At 59.2% G+C, this 14,785-nt stretch carries 11 protein-coding genes and 1 pseudogene; 4 read left to right on the top strand and 8 right to left on the bottom strand.

The window, feature by feature from the left end:
* Positions 1-122: 122 nt before the first annotated feature.
* Positions 123-1,286 carry a type III PLP-dependent enzyme gene (locus tag N1078_RS18555; protein ID WP_274089573.1) on the bottom strand — a complete coding sequence of 388 codons (1,164 nt, stop codon included), beginning with the start codon at positions 1,284-1,286 and terminating at the stop codon, positions 123-125.
* A gap of 462 nt (positions 1,287-1,748) precedes the next feature.
* Between N1078_RS18555 and N1078_RS18550 the strand changes: the two genes are divergently transcribed.
* Entirely contained in the window at positions 1,749-3,332 is a 1,584-nt protein-coding gene (locus N1078_RS18550) for a peptide chain release factor 3 (RefSeq protein WP_274089572.1), read from the top strand.
* Between the two features lie 68 nt (positions 3,333-3,400).
* Here the strand turns inward: N1078_RS18550 and N1078_RS18545 are convergent, their stop codons facing one another.
* The gene (locus N1078_RS18545; protein WP_274089571.1) at positions 3,401-3,850 is read right to left on the bottom strand and encodes a hypothetical protein; all 450 of its coding nucleotides are present in this window, start codon (positions 3,848-3,850) and stop codon (positions 3,401-3,403) included.
* Between the two features lie 18 nt (positions 3,851-3,868).
* Positions 3,869-4,618, bottom strand: coding sequence for a hypothetical protein (locus N1078_RS18540; protein ID WP_274089570.1), 750 nt, complete (start codon positions 4,616-4,618; stop codon positions 3,869-3,871).
* Positions 4,619-4,796: 178 nt separating this feature from the next.
* On the opposite strand from N1078_RS18540, the gene N1078_RS18535 reads away from it, so the two are divergent.
* A complete protein-coding gene (locus N1078_RS18535) occupies positions 4,797-5,576 on the top strand; it encodes a TatD family hydrolase (RefSeq protein ID WP_274089569.1) in 780 nt (259 codons plus the stop codon).
* Between the two features lie 95 nt (positions 5,577-5,671).
* Here N1078_RS18535 and N1078_RS19750 read toward each other — a convergent pair whose 3' ends face one another.
* Complete coding sequence (locus N1078_RS19750; RefSeq protein ID WP_443218123.1) at positions 5,672-6,376, bottom strand: methyl-accepting chemotaxis protein; 705 nt, start codon at positions 6,374-6,376, stop codon at positions 5,672-5,674.
* A gap of 153 nt (positions 6,377-6,529) precedes the next feature.
* Positions 6,530-6,733, bottom strand: a pseudogene (locus tag N1078_RS19745) (HAMP domain-containing protein); the annotation flags it as partial.
* A gap of 1,189 nt (positions 6,734-7,922) precedes the next feature.
* On the opposite strand from N1078_RS19745, the gene N1078_RS18525 reads away from it, so the two are divergent.
* On the top strand, positions 7,923-8,825 hold the full coding sequence (locus N1078_RS18525) for an ROK family protein (protein WP_274089567.1): 903 nt from the start codon (positions 7,923-7,925) through the stop codon (positions 8,823-8,825).
* A gap of 263 nt (positions 8,826-9,088) precedes the next feature.
* Here the strand turns inward: N1078_RS18525 and ampE are convergent, their stop codons facing one another.
* From ampE to N1078_RS18510, 3 genes are all read right to left on the bottom strand, one after another.
* Complete coding sequence (gene ampE / locus N1078_RS18520) at positions 9,089-9,925, bottom strand: regulatory signaling modulator protein AmpE (protein ID WP_274089566.1); 837 nt, start codon at positions 9,923-9,925, stop codon at positions 9,089-9,091.
* The gene (gene ampD, locus N1078_RS18515) at positions 9,922-10,485 is read right to left on the bottom strand and encodes a 1,6-anhydro-N-acetylmuramyl-L-alanine amidase AmpD (protein ID WP_274089565.1); all 564 of its coding nucleotides are present in this window, start codon (positions 10,483-10,485) and stop codon (positions 9,922-9,924) included. The genes ampE and ampD overlap by 4 nt, the downstream gene beginning before the upstream one ends.
* A 237-nt stretch (positions 10,486-10,722) precedes the next feature.
* Positions 10,723-13,038 carry a DUF1631 domain-containing protein gene (locus tag N1078_RS18510; RefSeq protein WP_274089564.1) on the bottom strand — a complete coding sequence of 772 codons (2,316 nt, stop codon included), beginning with the start codon at positions 13,036-13,038 and terminating at the stop codon, positions 10,723-10,725.
* A gap of 354 nt (positions 13,039-13,392) precedes the next feature.
* Between N1078_RS18510 and nadC the strand changes: the two genes are divergently transcribed.
* Positions 13,393-14,241: a carboxylating nicotinate-nucleotide diphosphorylase gene (gene nadC / locus N1078_RS18505; RefSeq protein ID WP_274089563.1), complete on the top strand. Its 849-nt coding sequence runs from the start codon at positions 13,393-13,395 to the stop codon at positions 14,239-14,241.
* The last annotated feature ends 544 nt before the right edge of the window (positions 14,242-14,785 follow it).

Genomic DNA, 14,785 nt, shown 5'->3' with positions numbered 1-14,785 from the left:
TCCAAGTCGCCAGGCTCACCACCACAGTGAACCCGACAGCGCCAGTCACGGCGCTACGCGCCATGCCTGGCGCACCACAAAAAACCCCGCCGAGGCGGGGTTTTAGCAAAAGCAATACAGCCTTACAGGTAGAACGATTTCAACGGCGGAAAACCATTGAACTCAACAGCGCTGTAGCTGGTGGTATAGGCACCGGTAGACAACCAATAAACACGGTCGCCGATGGCCAGGTTCAGCGGCAGGCCGTACTTGTAGTTCTCATACATGATGTCGGCGCTGTCGCAGGTTGGCCCGGCGATCACCACCTCTTCCATCTCACCCTTCTTCTCGGTGTAAAGAGGGAACTTGATCGCCTCACCCATGGTTTCGATCAGGCCGCTGAACATGCCCACATCGACATACACCCAGCGCTCTACAGCGGTGCGCGACTTACGCGCCACCAGCACCACTTCACTGACCAGGATGCCGGCATTGGCAATCAGCGAACGGCCCGGTTCAAGAATGATTTCCGGCAGATCGTCGCCGAAATCCTCCTTGAGGAAGCGAATGATCTCTTCGGCGTAGGTTTCCAGGCTGTTGGTACGGGTGATGTAGTTGGCCGGGAAGCCGCCGCCCATGTTGATCAGCTTGAGGGTAATACCGTCTTCTTCTTTCAGGCGCTCAAAGATCACCTTGACCTTGGCAATCGCCGCATCCCACACGGAAATATCGCGCTGCTGCGAGCCGACGTGGAACGACAAGCCATAAGGCACCAGCCCCAGATCGCGAGCGAGAATCAGCAGGTCCATGGCCATGTCAGTCTGGCAGCCGAATTTGCGCGACAGTGGCCAGTCAGCGGTGGTGGAGCCTTCAGTGAGAATGCGCACATAGACTTTCGAGCCCGGCGCGGCCTTGGCGATATTGCGCAGGTCCGCTTCCGAGTCGGTGGCATACAGACGCACGCCCTTCTCATAGAAGTAGCGAATGTCCTTGGATTTCTTGATGGTGTTGCCGTAGCTGATGCGGTCGGCGCTGACGCCACGGCCCATCACTTTGTCCAGCTCATAGATGGAGGCGATGTCGAAGCTGGAGCCTTTATCCTTGAGCAGGTCGATAATCTCGACTGCCGGGTTGGCCTTGACCGCGTAATACACCTTGGCGAATTCGAAACCGGCGCGCAGGTCATCGTAGGCCTTGCTGATGATCGCGGTATCGATCACCACAAACGGGGTTTCCTGGGTATCGGCAAACGCCTTCATACGCTGAAAAGTGGCGGGTGCGTAATAATCTTCGACCTTGATCGACATGCTCGACTCCATATGGCAAAACCAGAAACACACTAATTCGGGCAGCTAAACCGGGCACAGGTTCAACTGCGTTTCAGGGGGCGGCCGCGAACGGCCCAGAACGTCTGATCAGTTTCCCCACTTTGGTTCGCCTACTTCCCAAGGCATGTCGCCGAGTACCGCAAGGTCTCTCGTCGTCAGTACTTGAGCCGGATGGATCGTTGCCAGCATGGACGTTCGGGCGCGAACTTTAGGGCCATGGGCAGCTTAGATCAATCAAAAATGCCGTGCTTTTGACCCTGGTTGTCGTCTTATTGATTGATCGTTTTATATTCAAAACAAAACGTCATGGAATGCTGCACAAAGACGGAAAAACCCAAGGTTTTATCCCCTGACCACAGGCCACCGCGCGCGATGACGTTTACCGTTATAATCGCCGCCTTTTTTGACAGACCGACTATTCAGTCGACGGGTTCTCGCACAATGACCATCCAGGCCGCCGAAGTCGCCAAACGCCGTACGTTTGCGATCATCTCTCACCCCGACGCCGGTAAAACCACGATTACCGAGAAACTCCTGCTGATGGGTAAGGCGATTTCGGTCGCGGGCACGGTGAAGTCGCGTAAGTCCGACCGCCATGCCACCTCCGACTGGATGGAAATGGAAAAGCAGCGCGGCATCTCCATCACCACCTCGGTGATGCAGTTCCCCTACCGCGATCACATGATCAACCTGCTCGACACCCCCGGTCACGAAGACTTCTCGGAAGACACCTACCGCACCCTGACTGCGGTAGACAGCGCGCTGATGGTGCTCGACGGCGGTAAGGGTGTTGAGCCACGTACCATCGCCCTGATGGACGTGTGCCGCCTGCGCGACACACCGATTGTCAGCTTCGTTAACAAACTCGACCGTGATATCCGCGACCCGATTGAGCTGCTCGACGAGATCGAAGCCGTCCTCAAGATCAAGGCGGCGCCGATCACCTGGCCGATTGGCTGCTACCGCGACTTCAAGGGTGTGTATCACCTCAAAGACGACTACATCATCGTCTACACCGCTGGCCACGGCCACGAGCGCACCGAAACCAAGATCATCGAGAAACTCGACTCCGACGAAGCCCGCGCACACCTGGGCGATGAGTACGAGCGCTTTATCGAGCAGCTGGAACTGGTCCAAGGCGCCTGCCATGAGTTCGATCAGGACGAGTTCATGAATGGTCAATTGACCCCGGTGTTCTTCGGCACCGCGCTGGGCAACTTCGGCGTCGATCATGTGCTGGACGCCGTGGTCAACTGGGCACCCAAACCGCTGGCCCGCGTGGCCAACGAGCGCACCGTAGAACCCGTGGAAGAGAAATTCACCGGCTTCGTGTTCAAGATCCAGGCGAACATGGACCCCAAACACCGCGACCGTATCGCCTTTATGCGCATTTGCTCGGGCAAATACAGCCAAGGCATGAAGATGCGCCACGTGCGCACCGGCAAAGACCTGCGCATTGGCGACGCCCTGACCTTCTTCTCCAGCGAGCGCGAGATGCTGGTCGAGGCTTATGCCGGCGACATCATCGGCCTGCACAACCACGGCACCATCCAGATCGGCGACACCTTCAGTGAAGGCGAAGCCCTGAGCTTCACCGGTATTCCACACTTCGCCCCGGAGCTGTTCCGCCGCGTGCGCCTGAAAGACCCGCTGAAATCCAAGCAACTGCGCCAGGGCTTGCAGCAGCTGGCCGAAGAAGGCGCGACTCAGGTGTTCTTCCCCGAGCGCAGCAACGACATCATCCTCGGCGCAGTCGGTGTGCTGCAGTTCGATGTGGTCGCCAGCCGCCTGAAAGAGGAATACAAGGTCGAGTGCGCCTATGAGCCGATTACCGTGTGGTCGGCACGCTGGATTGAGTGCAGCGACAAGAAGAAGCTGGAGGAATTCTCCAACAAGGCCGTGGAAAACCTGGCGCTGGACGGCGGCGGTCACCTCACCTACTTGGCGCCGACGCGAGTCAACCTGGCGCTGATGGAAGAGCGCTGGCCAGACGTGAAATTCCGCGCCACCCGCGAGACTCACTAACGCGAACGCCAGCGGCGAGACCCCTTCTCGCCGCTGGGCTGCGGCTCAATCCCTTACGCGTGACTCGACTAAGCCGCCACCGGCTTGGCCAGCACAATAATCGCCAACGCCACCCCCACCCCCGCCGCAAACCCCGCCGCGTGCCAGCGCTGGCCACGTCGCCATGCCGCCAATGCGGCCTGCAATGCTTGCAAGCCGTAGTAGATGACAAACATCTTCGAGGCATAGGTGATGATCTCGTAGATGTTCGCCGTCCAGGTGATCGCTATCGCCACCAGAGCGGTGACCAGATTGCCTAAGCGCACCGGCAAGCGCCGCCCTGACGACTCCGCCAGCAGCCCGCCGGTCCCATTCATATCGGCGACTGCCGCCGATAACTGCGACGCCAACGCGGTAAGAATCAGCAGCGGTGCGACCAGCAGCCCCAGCGGCCGCAGCAAGTCGATGATCGCCGTCTCACCGCCCTCTGGTGGCAGTTGGCCTTTGAACAAGCCGGTAATCAACAACAAGAACGCCATATAGATCGCGCAAGCGATTCACTGCGCCCAACGCATGCTCTTGATACGGGTGGTGGCATCGTATTGGCTGCCGAGGTAACGCGAGGTTTCAAAGCCTTGCACCAAAATCACCAGGCCCAACAGCACTTCAAGTTGCTGCATGCCTTGCAGATGCGCTTGCCCCGCCCAATTGAGTGAGCCGTCCAGCAGCGCCGACAGGTTGACCTGCGCCAGCATCACCACCAGCCCACCGATCAGCGACAGCTTCAAGGCCACCACCATCACCTCTAGCCGCTCCAGCCCGGCCAAGCCGCGCAGCGCACCGAGCAACCCGATACTGGCGATCACCACCGTCGCCAATACCCGCGTCCATAGGGGATCAATCACATCGCCCAAGCGCATACCAAAGGCAGCAAACAAGTTCAGGTAGTAGGCCACCGAAACAAAGTAGGCCAACGCCAGCGCCAGCTCGGACAGGCGCTCCAGGCCAACCTGGTAACGCGGCGGCTGAGCCAGCAGGCTCGGCTCCACATAACGGATGTTGTAGCGGATGGCTGCGCCAAACCAGTAGCTCAAACCACACAAGGCCAACATCGCCAGCCAGGCCAAGGGGCCAACGGCATGCGCGAGAATCGGCCCGGCCACCAGGAAGCCGGAGCCGATAATCGACGCCAGCGGCGTCACGGTTGCGTGCCAACCGGGTGCAGCCATCAGACGTGGCTGAAAGAACACACAGGCCAGCAGCAACGCTGCGCCGGCCAGCACCATGTTATTGAGGCTAAACATCATCTACCGCAACCCGTCCAATCTGCTAAGCCGCATGCTGACCGCCCAAGGCTCGGCCAAGCAAGCGCTGCTTGCTTCCCACAAGGGCCGTGCTCGCATAGGCTAAACCACCCGCTAGGCATGACTGCATACCGCCGCGGCCATTCAACCCCCTATAAATGCGCGCTCCAGCCTTGATGCCATGCACCTGATCGATACCCACACCCACCTGGATTTCCCCGACTTCGATGCCGATCGCGACGAACTGCTCGCCCGTTGTCGTACAGCTGGGGTCGAGCGTTTAGTGGTGCTTGGCGTGCATCAGGCCAACTGGCAGCGCGTGTGGGATCTGGCGCGGGCAGAAGATGGCCTGTACGCCGCCTTCGGCCTGCACCCGGTGTATCTCGATGAGCATCGCTTGGAGTACTTGCATGCTCTGCGCGACTGGCTAGCCCGCTGCGCCGGCCACCCCAAACTCTGTGCGGTGGGCGAGTTCGGCCTGGACTACTTTCTCGAACAGCTGGATCGCCAACGGCAGCAACAGCTGTTTGAAGCACAGCTCAAGCTGGCCATTGAATTCGAGCTGCCCGCCCTGCTGCATGTACGCCGCGCCCACGCCGCGACCATTGCCACCCTCAAACGCCTCAAGCCTGCGCGTGGCGGCATCATCCACGCCTTCGCCGGCAGCTACGAGGAGGCCCGCGAATACCTCAAGCTGGGTTTCAAACTTGGCCTCGGTGGCGCGCCGACCTGGCCGCAAGCGCTGCGCCTGCGCAAGGTGGTCGCGCAACTGCCATTGGAGGCCATCGTACTGGAAACCGACTCACCGGACATGGCGCCGGCGATGCATCCCAACCAGCGCAACAGCCCGGAGTACCTGCCTGACATCTGCGCAGCCCTGGCTGAGTTGCGCGGTATCAGCAGCGACGTGCTGGCCAGCGCCAGCAGCCGCAATGCGACCGAAGTGTTTGGCTGGAACTAACGTCTAGAGCCGCGCCAATCCGGGCGCGCAGCCGCCACCCGACAAAAATGACAAGGCCCACCTCGTAGGTGGGCCTTGTTGATGCGGCAGAACGCTTAAACGCGGAAGGTGCTGATCAACTGTTTCAAGCGGGCCACCAGCCCGGACAGCTCAAGGCTGGCCTGCTCGGTCTGGCTGGCACCTTCGGCAGTGCGTTCGCCAGCCTGGCTGATTTCGACAATGTTCTGGTCAATATCATGGGCCACGGCTGTCTGCTCTTCGGCTGCGGTGGCGATCTGCTGGTTTTGATCAACGATCATGCCCACCGCCCCGAGGATATTCTCCAGCGCCTGCTGCACCTTGCCGGACTCCTTGACCGTGTTGTCGGCCATCGCGTGGCTGGAGCTCATCGCTTTGACCGCTGCGCCAACACCGCCTTGCAGCGTGGCGATCATCGACTCGATTTCCTGAGTGGACTGCTGGGTACGCTTGGCCAGGTTGCGCACCTCATCGGCCACCACAGCAAAACCACGGCCCTGCTCACCCGCTCGCGCCGCCTCAATGGCAGCATTCAGCGCCAGCAAGTTGGTCTGCTCGGCAATGCCCTTTATCACGTCCAGCACCTGGCTGATCGAGGCGCTGTCACTGGCCAACTTGTTGATCACGGCCACCGACTGGTCAATCTCACCCGCCAGGCGCTGGATGCTGCCGACCTGCGACTCGACCAGCGCACGGCCACTGACCGTTTCATCATTCACGCTCTGCGCACTACCCACGGCAGCAGCGGCGCTGTGCGCCACTTCTTGTGCAGTGGCGGACATCTGGTTCATCGCGGTGGCAATCTGGTCAATTTGCCCACGCTGCCCGGCGACGGCCTGGTTACTTTCCCCGGAGATCTGCTGTACACGATCGGCCTGGCGCTCAACTTCGACAACCGTTTGCCCAACACGCTCGATCAGCTGGTGAATTTTGCCTACCGTTTCATTGAACACCTGACCCAGCTCGCCCAACTCATCACGACTTTGCGCCTTGAAGCTCACAGTCATATCGCCAGCAGCCACCTGGTTCATCACCTGGCCAAGGTTCTTCAGGGTGGTGCGGATCGACACATAAAAGCCGCTATACAAATAAACAATCAGCAGGAACACCACCACCAGGGCAACCACCAGCAGCACCATCTGCACACGGTTTTCTTGCAGGCGAACCTGCAGTTGCTGGTCGAGGAACACCAGCACGGCGCTGTTAAGTTGGTAGGTCTGCTCCATTGCCGCGCTGACATCGTTGTAGAACTGCGCCCACGGCATATCCAACGAGTCGGCGATGACCACTTTGTCCTCGAACAACACCGCCATGGTTTTCAGGGTTTCCAGGCTGCTTGCGGCTGGGCTCGCCAACACCGTGCGTGCCTGCGCGCTGCTGTTGAGCGATGTTTGAAGACTTAGGCCGTACTCGGCATGCAGCTTTTCCAGCTCCAGCAGCAGCTCATCAAACGCCGTACTGGCTGATGAATTAAGAAAGCCCTGCGCCAGCGAGTAAGCGCCAATGGCCCGTCCTTCGCTAAGCGCTGCTGTAACCTTGGGCGTGGCCACACTCACCAGTTCGACCATCTGCCGAATCGCGCCCTGACGGTCCTGACTCAAACCAGCCTGACTCGTGACCAGCTTGATAAACACCTGCGAGGAGCCCAGCAGTTTTTCCGCCAGGGCAATCTTGCTTTGCAGGGACGTCTCACTTTGTACCGCCGCGAGCTCAGCAATCAACTCATCGCGCTTGTTGTTGAACTCGTCGATCTGCTCGGGCTCGCGCACCACCGCCGCCATGCCCTGCAGCGCACTGGAAATCGTCGCGTGAAGCTTCGTCAGACGCGCCTCCAGATCACCCGCCTGGCCAGACTGACCGATCATGGCGTTGATCTCGATGAGGTCGACAAAGTCCTCAAGGTTACGCCGCAGCGTCAGGCTTTCGCCCAGCAGGTCGATACTTTCGAGTGCCGCTTGGGTGCTGACAAATTGACGGTAGGAGTCACGCACCAAGTAGAAGTTGGTGACGAGCATGGGCAGAAAGAACAGCACACTGATCAAGCTGAATTTCATGCCGAAGCTGAGGCGGTTCATTAGCGCGATGGCCGGATACAGCACGGTCTTCACAGGACGTCTCCAGTTCTAATTATTGTTGTGTCAGGTTACAAATAGGCCGCGCACAATGGCAAATGTGCGCCCTACATGTCCCTTGTTGCTCGACCTACGGCACGTGAATCAACCGGATAAATAGCGGGTGATTGACGTGACGACTGTCACAAAATTGCGACCGAGCATGGCGCCATGTATACCTCTTATCGACTTCAACCTCTGTAACTTAAGGTTAATGATGCACACACCGCTGAAGCTGGGTATTGATTTGGGTGGCAGCAAAGTCGAAATCATCGCCCTGGATAACGGCCGCCAGGTCTTACGCCGCCGCGCCCCAACCCCACGAGGCGATTACCGGCAAACCGTCGAGTTAATCGCTCACTTAGTGGAGGAATGCGAACGCGAGCTGGGCACGCGCGGCAGTGTCGGGGTCGGTATCCCTGGCACGCGCTCGCCTGACCATGGAAGGATCAAGAACGCCAACTCCCTGTGCCTGATTGACCAAGATTTACAGGCCGACCTCGAACAGCGCCTGCAGCGCCCGGTACGCCTGGCCAACGACGCCGACTGCTTTGCCCTCTCAGAAGCCTGCGATGGGGCCGGCGCGGGAGCGCCTAGCGTATTCGGGGTGATTCTCGGCACAGGCGTCGGCGGCGGTCTGGTCGTGCACCAGCAACTGCTCAGCGGGCCGAATGCCATTGCCGGCGAATGGGGGCATAACCCTCTGCCTTGGCGGCGCAGCGAGGACGGCCCGAGCCGGCGCTGTTATTGCGGCAAGGACGATTGCATCGAGACCTTTTTAAGTGGCCCGGGCTGGGCGGCGCGTAGCAACCTCGGCCTGGATGCGAGTGCCCTGGTAAGCGCCGCAACAGCCGGCGACTCCGCCGCGCAGCAGGCATTCTCGAGTTATTGCGACCAACTGGCGCGTGGTTTGGCATCGGTCATCAACCTGATTGACCCACACGTCATCGTCCTCGGCGGCGGCATGTCCAACAGCAGCGCGCTCTACTCCGATGTAATGCCGCTGCTGGCGCGCTACGTGTTCTCCGACCAGGTCAATACACGCCTACTGCAAGCCCAACACGGCGACTCCAGCGGCGTGCGCGGCGCGGCCTGGCTGTGGAGCGACGACCTCAGATAAGCCGCTGTACACGAGAGGAGTTGAAGTCCGCTTTTGTAGGGTGGGTTAGCGGCGCAGAGGTATAGCTATCGCCACACAAATTGGGCGTGGCATAACCCACCATACGACGATTTATCGATTGGCCGCCACGGAGGGTTACGGCGCACCAGAGGCTGGCGCTGCATGCATGCCCGCTGCCCGCGCCTAACCCACCCTAAGCATGACTGCGCCTCTGGCATCGCATAACCGTCCCGCGCGACTCAGCATATAAGAGGCACGGAGCCTTAGATAAGCAGGGTCCACACGGCAAACCCCGCGTACCAGAACACGGCTGCGCGCACCAACAACTGCCACAACCCGTCCAGGCTGCTGACGCCGGCTTCGCCAATCACCGGCTCCGGGATCTCGCCAGCCGCCCGCGCAGTGATGATCACCAGCTGCGCCGCGCTAATGTCCCAGCTGAGCAGCTCGTGCAGCAACGCCCGGCTCACCCCTGCAAAGTTGCCCACCAGGGCAAAGCTGGCAGCCAACACACGCACCGGCAGCCAATCGAGGCCATGGCGTACCTGCACAGCCGCCTCACGCAGGGCTGGCAACGTCGCGTGTTCGCTACTCAAGGCAACCAGTCGATACGCCAGCGCCGCCACCGGGCCCAACAGCGCGTACCAGAAGATCACCGCGAAAAAACTCTGATAGGCCTGCCACACCAAATGGCCCTGCACGCGCTGCAGTAACTCGCCCTCTTCGTCCGCCTCCAACGCCAGATCACGCCGGGCAACCAGGTACGCAGCCTCGGCATCACCACGCCGCCAGCTGTCGCGAAACGGCCCTAACGCCGCCAGCAGATCACCGCGACCCAGGCTGTAGATCACCACCACCAGATGCACCGGCAGCGCTAGCCAGCCGTATGCCACCGGCTCTAACAACAATAGAATCAGCCCCAGCACCAACAGCGGCAGCAGTACCAGTGCAGCCAAGACCAGCCAGGGGCGCTCAGCCCACTGCGGCTTGCGCTCAAGCGCCGTTAACAACCGCAGCCAGGGGCCGTCGTGTTGAATGTGCTTACGCCAGGCCGAGAATTTCTCGACCCACAGCACCAGCAGTAGCACCAGAAAATTCATGTCAGCTCCTTGTCTTGCTGCAATGCCAGGCGCATACGCTGCCAGTCGAATGCAGGGCCGGGGTCCGTCTTGCGCCCTGGCGCGATATCGCTATGCCCGCAAATACGCGCCAGAGTGATGGCCGGATAAGCCGCTTGCAGTTGCTGAGTCAGCGCAATCAGCGCCGCATATTGCGCCGCCGTAAAGGGCAGATCATCGGTCCCTTCAAGCTCAATCCCTAGGGAAAAATCATTACAGTTTTCCCGCTCGGCAAAACGCGACTGTCCCGCATGCCAGGCGCGCTCATTACAAGAGACAAACTGCGTGACAGCGCCATTGCGCTCAATAAAGAAATGCGCGGACACCTGCAGGCTCGCGATGCTGGCGAAATACGGATGTTCATCCGCGTCCAGCCGGTTCTGAAAGAACGCCTGCACCTTGCCCGTACCGAACTCGCCAGGCGGCAAGCTGATGTTGTGAATAACCAACAAAGAAACCTCACCCAGCGGCCGCTGGTTGAAGTTCGGCGAGGGACAGTGCTGGACACCATCGCACCAGCCACTGGAAGGGTCCAGCTGCATAAAAGCTCCTTGATCAAGCGGCCACTCTAGTTCAGCGCCGCCTCAAGGCCAAGAGTGAACGCCAAGCACGCGTTACAGCGCCCGCAGAAGTAAGCTTGGCCGCGATACGCTTTTACTTGAGTTCGATTCACGGGCCAGCTCTTTACTGTTGGGGCCGAGGCCATTCACTGCAGCGCCGCAAATAAAAACGCCGCCGAGGTAGCCACGGCGGCGTGATTACTAGCTAGCACCGGCTGATCAGGTGCCTTTGAGCTTACGCAGGTTGCCGATCACCGACTCCAGCGCCCGGTCAAACAGCAGCGCGTCATCCAGCAAGCGAATAGCACTGCGGCGAAACTCTACAGCCAGGCCCATGCGGGTCTTCTCCAACACCTTCATGCCGGTGCGGTTGACGAAGATGTACTTACCTGTCGGCTTGATCACTGCGGCCAGCTTGCAACGCAGCTTGTGTTCTTCGTCTTCCTGAAACTCGACCCAGCTGCCGACGCGCAGGTTATCCACCTGCAGCAACGCCTCATCATCGTCAGGCAGGCTGATTTCTGGCTCGGTGGCACGCAACTCGCCTGGCGCCAGCAGGATGATTTCTTCTATCACCTCGACCATCGCGGGCTCTTCAACAGCCTCAGCAGCGGGCAGTTCCAGCAGAGGTAAGTCCATCCCGACCTCAGCCAGCTCAGCACGTTGCTCGTCAGTAATATCAGCAAGCACCGGGGTATCGGCCGGCGCACTGTCTTCCGGCAAGCTGCGCTTAAAGCGCTGGAAGGCTTGCACATGCAAGGCTTCCAACTGGTTGAAGAATTCACCGGTAGAGAATGGATCAAACGCCGCGCTGGCCATACCCTCACGTAGCGCCTTGAGCAAGCTGGGCACCATCTCCAGCAGGCGCATACGCGCTTCGGGTTCGTCGTGGTGCTCAACACTCCAAACCAGGTCATCCATTGTCGCCAAGGCGGCCTGCCACTGGTCTGACTCAACGCCGTGCTTTAGGCACGCAAGCATCAGTACCTTGCTCCAAGCCTCTTGCAGCAAGCGCACCACCACTTCCGGCAGGGTCTTACCCAGCAGCCGCTGATTCAATGCCTGCTCAACTTCACGCCGCGCCAACGCGGCTTTGGCACTGCCTTCTTCGGCATCACGCGTGCGCTGCTCAAGCAGCTCGCTGCGCCGACGCTCGTCACCGGTAAAGGCGAGGAACTCAGCCAGCAGTTCAGAGAAAATCAGCGGGTCGTCAACAAAGTCGTTGAGCAGACGCTGCACCACCTGCTCTATCTTTTGATACAGGCTGTCGCGCTGCGCGTCATCCTGCTCACCCCAGCCGAGGGCCGCGGAGGCGATTTCATTGAGCAAGCGGCGGGCCGGATGGCTACCACGACTGAAGAAGGTTTTGTCGATCACCGCCACTTTCAGCATCGGTATCTGCAGACGGCCGATCAGCGCCTTGAGCGAGTCCGGCAAGGTGCGGTCATCTAGGATGAACTCAAACAGCATCGACACCAGATTGATAACGTCTTCATCAACCTCACCCACTACTCGCGTCTTACCCACCTTGACGCTGGCACGGACAAGCAGATTCTCCAACTGCTCACGCAAATCAAAATCATCGTTTACGTGCGCCGGCGCACGCTGCTGCATGTGCGAGAGCACGCGCATAAGGTCATTGCTGGAAATCGGCACGGCGTTAGCCGGACGATTGCGCTGCGGCACCAGCGTGCCACGCGCCTGAGACAGCAGCTCCTGCAGCGCGCTGAAAACCTCCTGCACACCCTCATCGGCAAATTCAGCTGGTCGCAGCAACGGATTATCGTCGCGCACGCCGCTAGCTGAAGAGCTGGCACGCGATGGATTTCGCCGCGCGGGTGCCGACTTGAGCTCTGGCAATACTCCGGCAGTGATCAATGCCTGATTAGCGTCGGCATAGAGCTGATCGAGACCGCTGAGCACATACTTCTCGAACAACTTGAGGATGATCAGCTTGACCTTGATCTCAACCCCAAGACTGCTACAAGCGTCTAGGAAAGACTCACACAGAGCAGTCGGGCCAATTGGGTTGCTTTTGTCATCAAGCTTCTTGCTGACCATAGTATTGAGGCGCGCTGTAAGATGCCCCAACGCGACGCCATCGCGACTCATGACCTTGGCCACCATCGAGTCACGCGCCACCACCTCTTCCAGCGCCTCATCCTGCACCAGCGACAGGTTGCCAAAAGACACCGGCTCCAACGCTACAGGCTTACCAATTTCGTATTGATTCAGCGTGATAAAGGCTTCAAAGACCTTCTGCAGGAAGCCACGCTCAATATTTTTGCGCTTCAAACGCAGATCGCGCATCGCCTCAAAAAAGGCATTCTGCTCGGCGTTGCTGGTGGCGCGATCGGCCATCTCAAACAACGTATCGTCGGCATTATCAAACAGCGCCTGCAACGCCGTTTTCAGCTGTTGCGCCGCGTTGTCACGTACAGTTGTTAGCGCCACAGGCAGTCTTCCTACCGGTGAAGTGGGCGATTGCTCAGGGTTCACCGTGCTCAGGCGCACTACATTCGCATCAGTCTTCATTGCGAGTCTCCTGCAGACTGCCCCTCTTGGGCGGACCGATCTGCACAGCGGTCAACTGAGCGCCATCCGTAACGTCAAAGACTTGGCGTCAACAATTCTAAAAAGTAAAGCCATTATAGGGATGTGCACGCACATACCAAGCTGACTTTTCATCCAGACATGACCCAGATCACAGATGCAGCACCGCAGCTTCCCAGCGGTCATCTGCAGCGACCACTGCCGCACGCTATAACGCACAGCCCGACCAAGAATCTCCACCAGCATAGCCCCACAACCGCCAGAGAGCAGCCGTAAGCACTGCGCAAACAGCAGGTAAACTCTATAATCGGCGCATTCTGCCGACTGGAGCCCATCATGCCTAACCTGATCCTTGCCGACCTCGCCAACGAAATCGAGGCCAACGTGCGCCGCGCACTGGCAGAGGATATCGGCAGCGGCGACATCACCGCCCAGTTGATACCCGCCGATCGTCTGGCGCATGCCAAGGTCATCACCCGTGAAACTGCGACCATCTGCGGCAGCGCCTGGGTTGATACGGTATTCCGTCAACTCGACCCACGGGTCGCCGTGCACTGGCACATCCAGGACGGCCAACGCGCCGAGGCCAACCACGTATTGTTTGAACTAGAAGGCCCCGCCCGCGCCCTGCTCAGTGGCGAGCGCAGCGCCCTAAACTTCCTGCAAACCCTCTCCGCCGTGGCCACACGCTGCCAACACTATGCCGACCTGGTGCAAGGCACCGCGGTGAAACTGCTCGACACCCGCAAAACCCTACCTGGCCTGCGCCTGGCACAGAAATACGCCGTCACCCAAGGCGGTTGCCACAACCACCGTATCGGCCTATACGACGCCTTTCTGATTAAAGAAAACCACATCGCCGCCTGTGGCGGCATCGCCCAGGCCATCGCAGCGGCGCACAAAATCGCCCCAGGCAAACCGGTAGAAGTCGAAGTGGAAAGCCTGGAGGAACTGCGCGAAGCCTTAGATGCCGGCGCGGATATCATCATGCTCGATGAGCTGAGCCAAGACGAAATGCGCCAGGCCGTAGCCATCAGCCAAGGCCGCGCTAAGCTAGAGGCCTCAGGCGGGATCAACGACAGCACCTTGCGCGCTATCGCCGAAACAGGGGTAGATTATATTTCGATTGGCGCGCTGACCAAGGATGTGAAGGCAGTGGACTTGTCGATGAGGTTGAGCCTGTAACCCCTGTAATACGCGGCAAGCGAAGGAAGCGCCTTTGGCGATTCCACCCTACGACTACGAAATCCACGATACCGCCATCACGCAGGATGGATTAGCCGAAAGCGTAATTCGTCAATGGAGGAGAAGCTTGCCGCAGCCCCCTCCAAAAAAATCAGCGAATCAATCTCCCCGTCTAGACATATCAACATAACCCTACCAATTTGCCGGATTCAGCCCGACACGCACATAGCGATGACAGCTTGAATAAGGCCAACCCCGCACGCGACGAACTAAGCCGTACTTGAGCGGATTGACGTACACATAGTCAACATAAAGACGATAATCCTCATCTTCACGAATCAAATGCTCCAAATAGCGGCGCTGACAGACACTACGTTCACCTCGATACAGGCGCACAATTGATCGTTATTTGACCACTGGCAAAGCACGACAGAAGAGCGGCTTTATCAAACGCAACGAATAATCAGGGCGGTTGCAGGAGCTGAGTGCAACACGGTTATTGAATTGAAGCCGGAGCATCATGCCGCATAGCCAAGGCTTCCTG

Origin of the sequence: Pseudomonas sp. MIL19, from assembly GCF_028680365.1 — a bacterium.
GTDB lineage: Bacteria > Pseudomonadota > Gammaproteobacteria > Pseudomonadales > Pseudomonadaceae > Aquipseudomonas > Aquipseudomonas spirodelae.
Note: the sequence above shows the minus strand (reverse complement) of the source record. Positions and strands in the feature narration are given on the sequence as shown.

Bases quoted from the DNA above. Each gene is read 5' to 3' on its own strand.
- N1078_RS18555 (WP_274089573.1), bottom strand. From the start codon at position 1,286: ATGTCGATCAAGGTCGAAGATTATTACGCACCCGCCACTTTTCAGCGT.
- N1078_RS18550 (WP_274089572.1), top strand. From the start codon at position 1,749: ATGACCATCCAGGCCGCCGAAGTCGCCAAACGCCGTACGTTTGCGATC.
- N1078_RS18545 (WP_274089571.1), bottom strand. From the start codon at position 3,850: ATGGCGTTCTTGTTGTTGATTACCGGCTTGTTCAAAGGCCAACTGCCA.
- N1078_RS18540 (WP_274089570.1), bottom strand. From the start codon at position 4,618: ATGATGTTTAGCCTCAATAACATGGTGCTGGCCGGCGCAGCGTTGCTG.
- N1078_RS18535 (WP_274089569.1), top strand. From the start codon at position 4,797: ATGCACCTGATCGATACCCACACCCACCTGGATTTCCCCGACTTCGAT.
- N1078_RS19750 (WP_443218123.1), bottom strand. From the start codon at position 6,376: ATGTCCGCCACTGCACAAGAAGTGGCGCACAGCGCCGCTGCTGCCGTG.
- N1078_RS18525 (WP_274089567.1), top strand. From the start codon at position 7,923: ATGCACACACCGCTGAAGCTGGGTATTGATTTGGGTGGCAGCAAAGTC.
- ampE (WP_274089566.1), bottom strand. From the start codon at position 9,925: ATGAATTTTCTGGTGCTACTGCTGGTGCTGTGGGTCGAGAAATTCTCG.
- ampD (WP_274089565.1), bottom strand. From the start codon at position 10,485: ATGCAGCTGGACCCTTCCAGTGGCTGGTGCGATGGTGTCCAGCACTGT.
- N1078_RS18510 (WP_274089564.1), bottom strand. From the start codon at position 13,038: ATGAAGACTGATGCGAATGTAGTGCGCCTGAGCACGGTGAACCCTGAG.
- nadC (WP_274089563.1), top strand. From the start codon at position 13,393: ATGCCTAACCTGATCCTTGCCGACCTCGCCAACGAAATCGAGGCCAAC.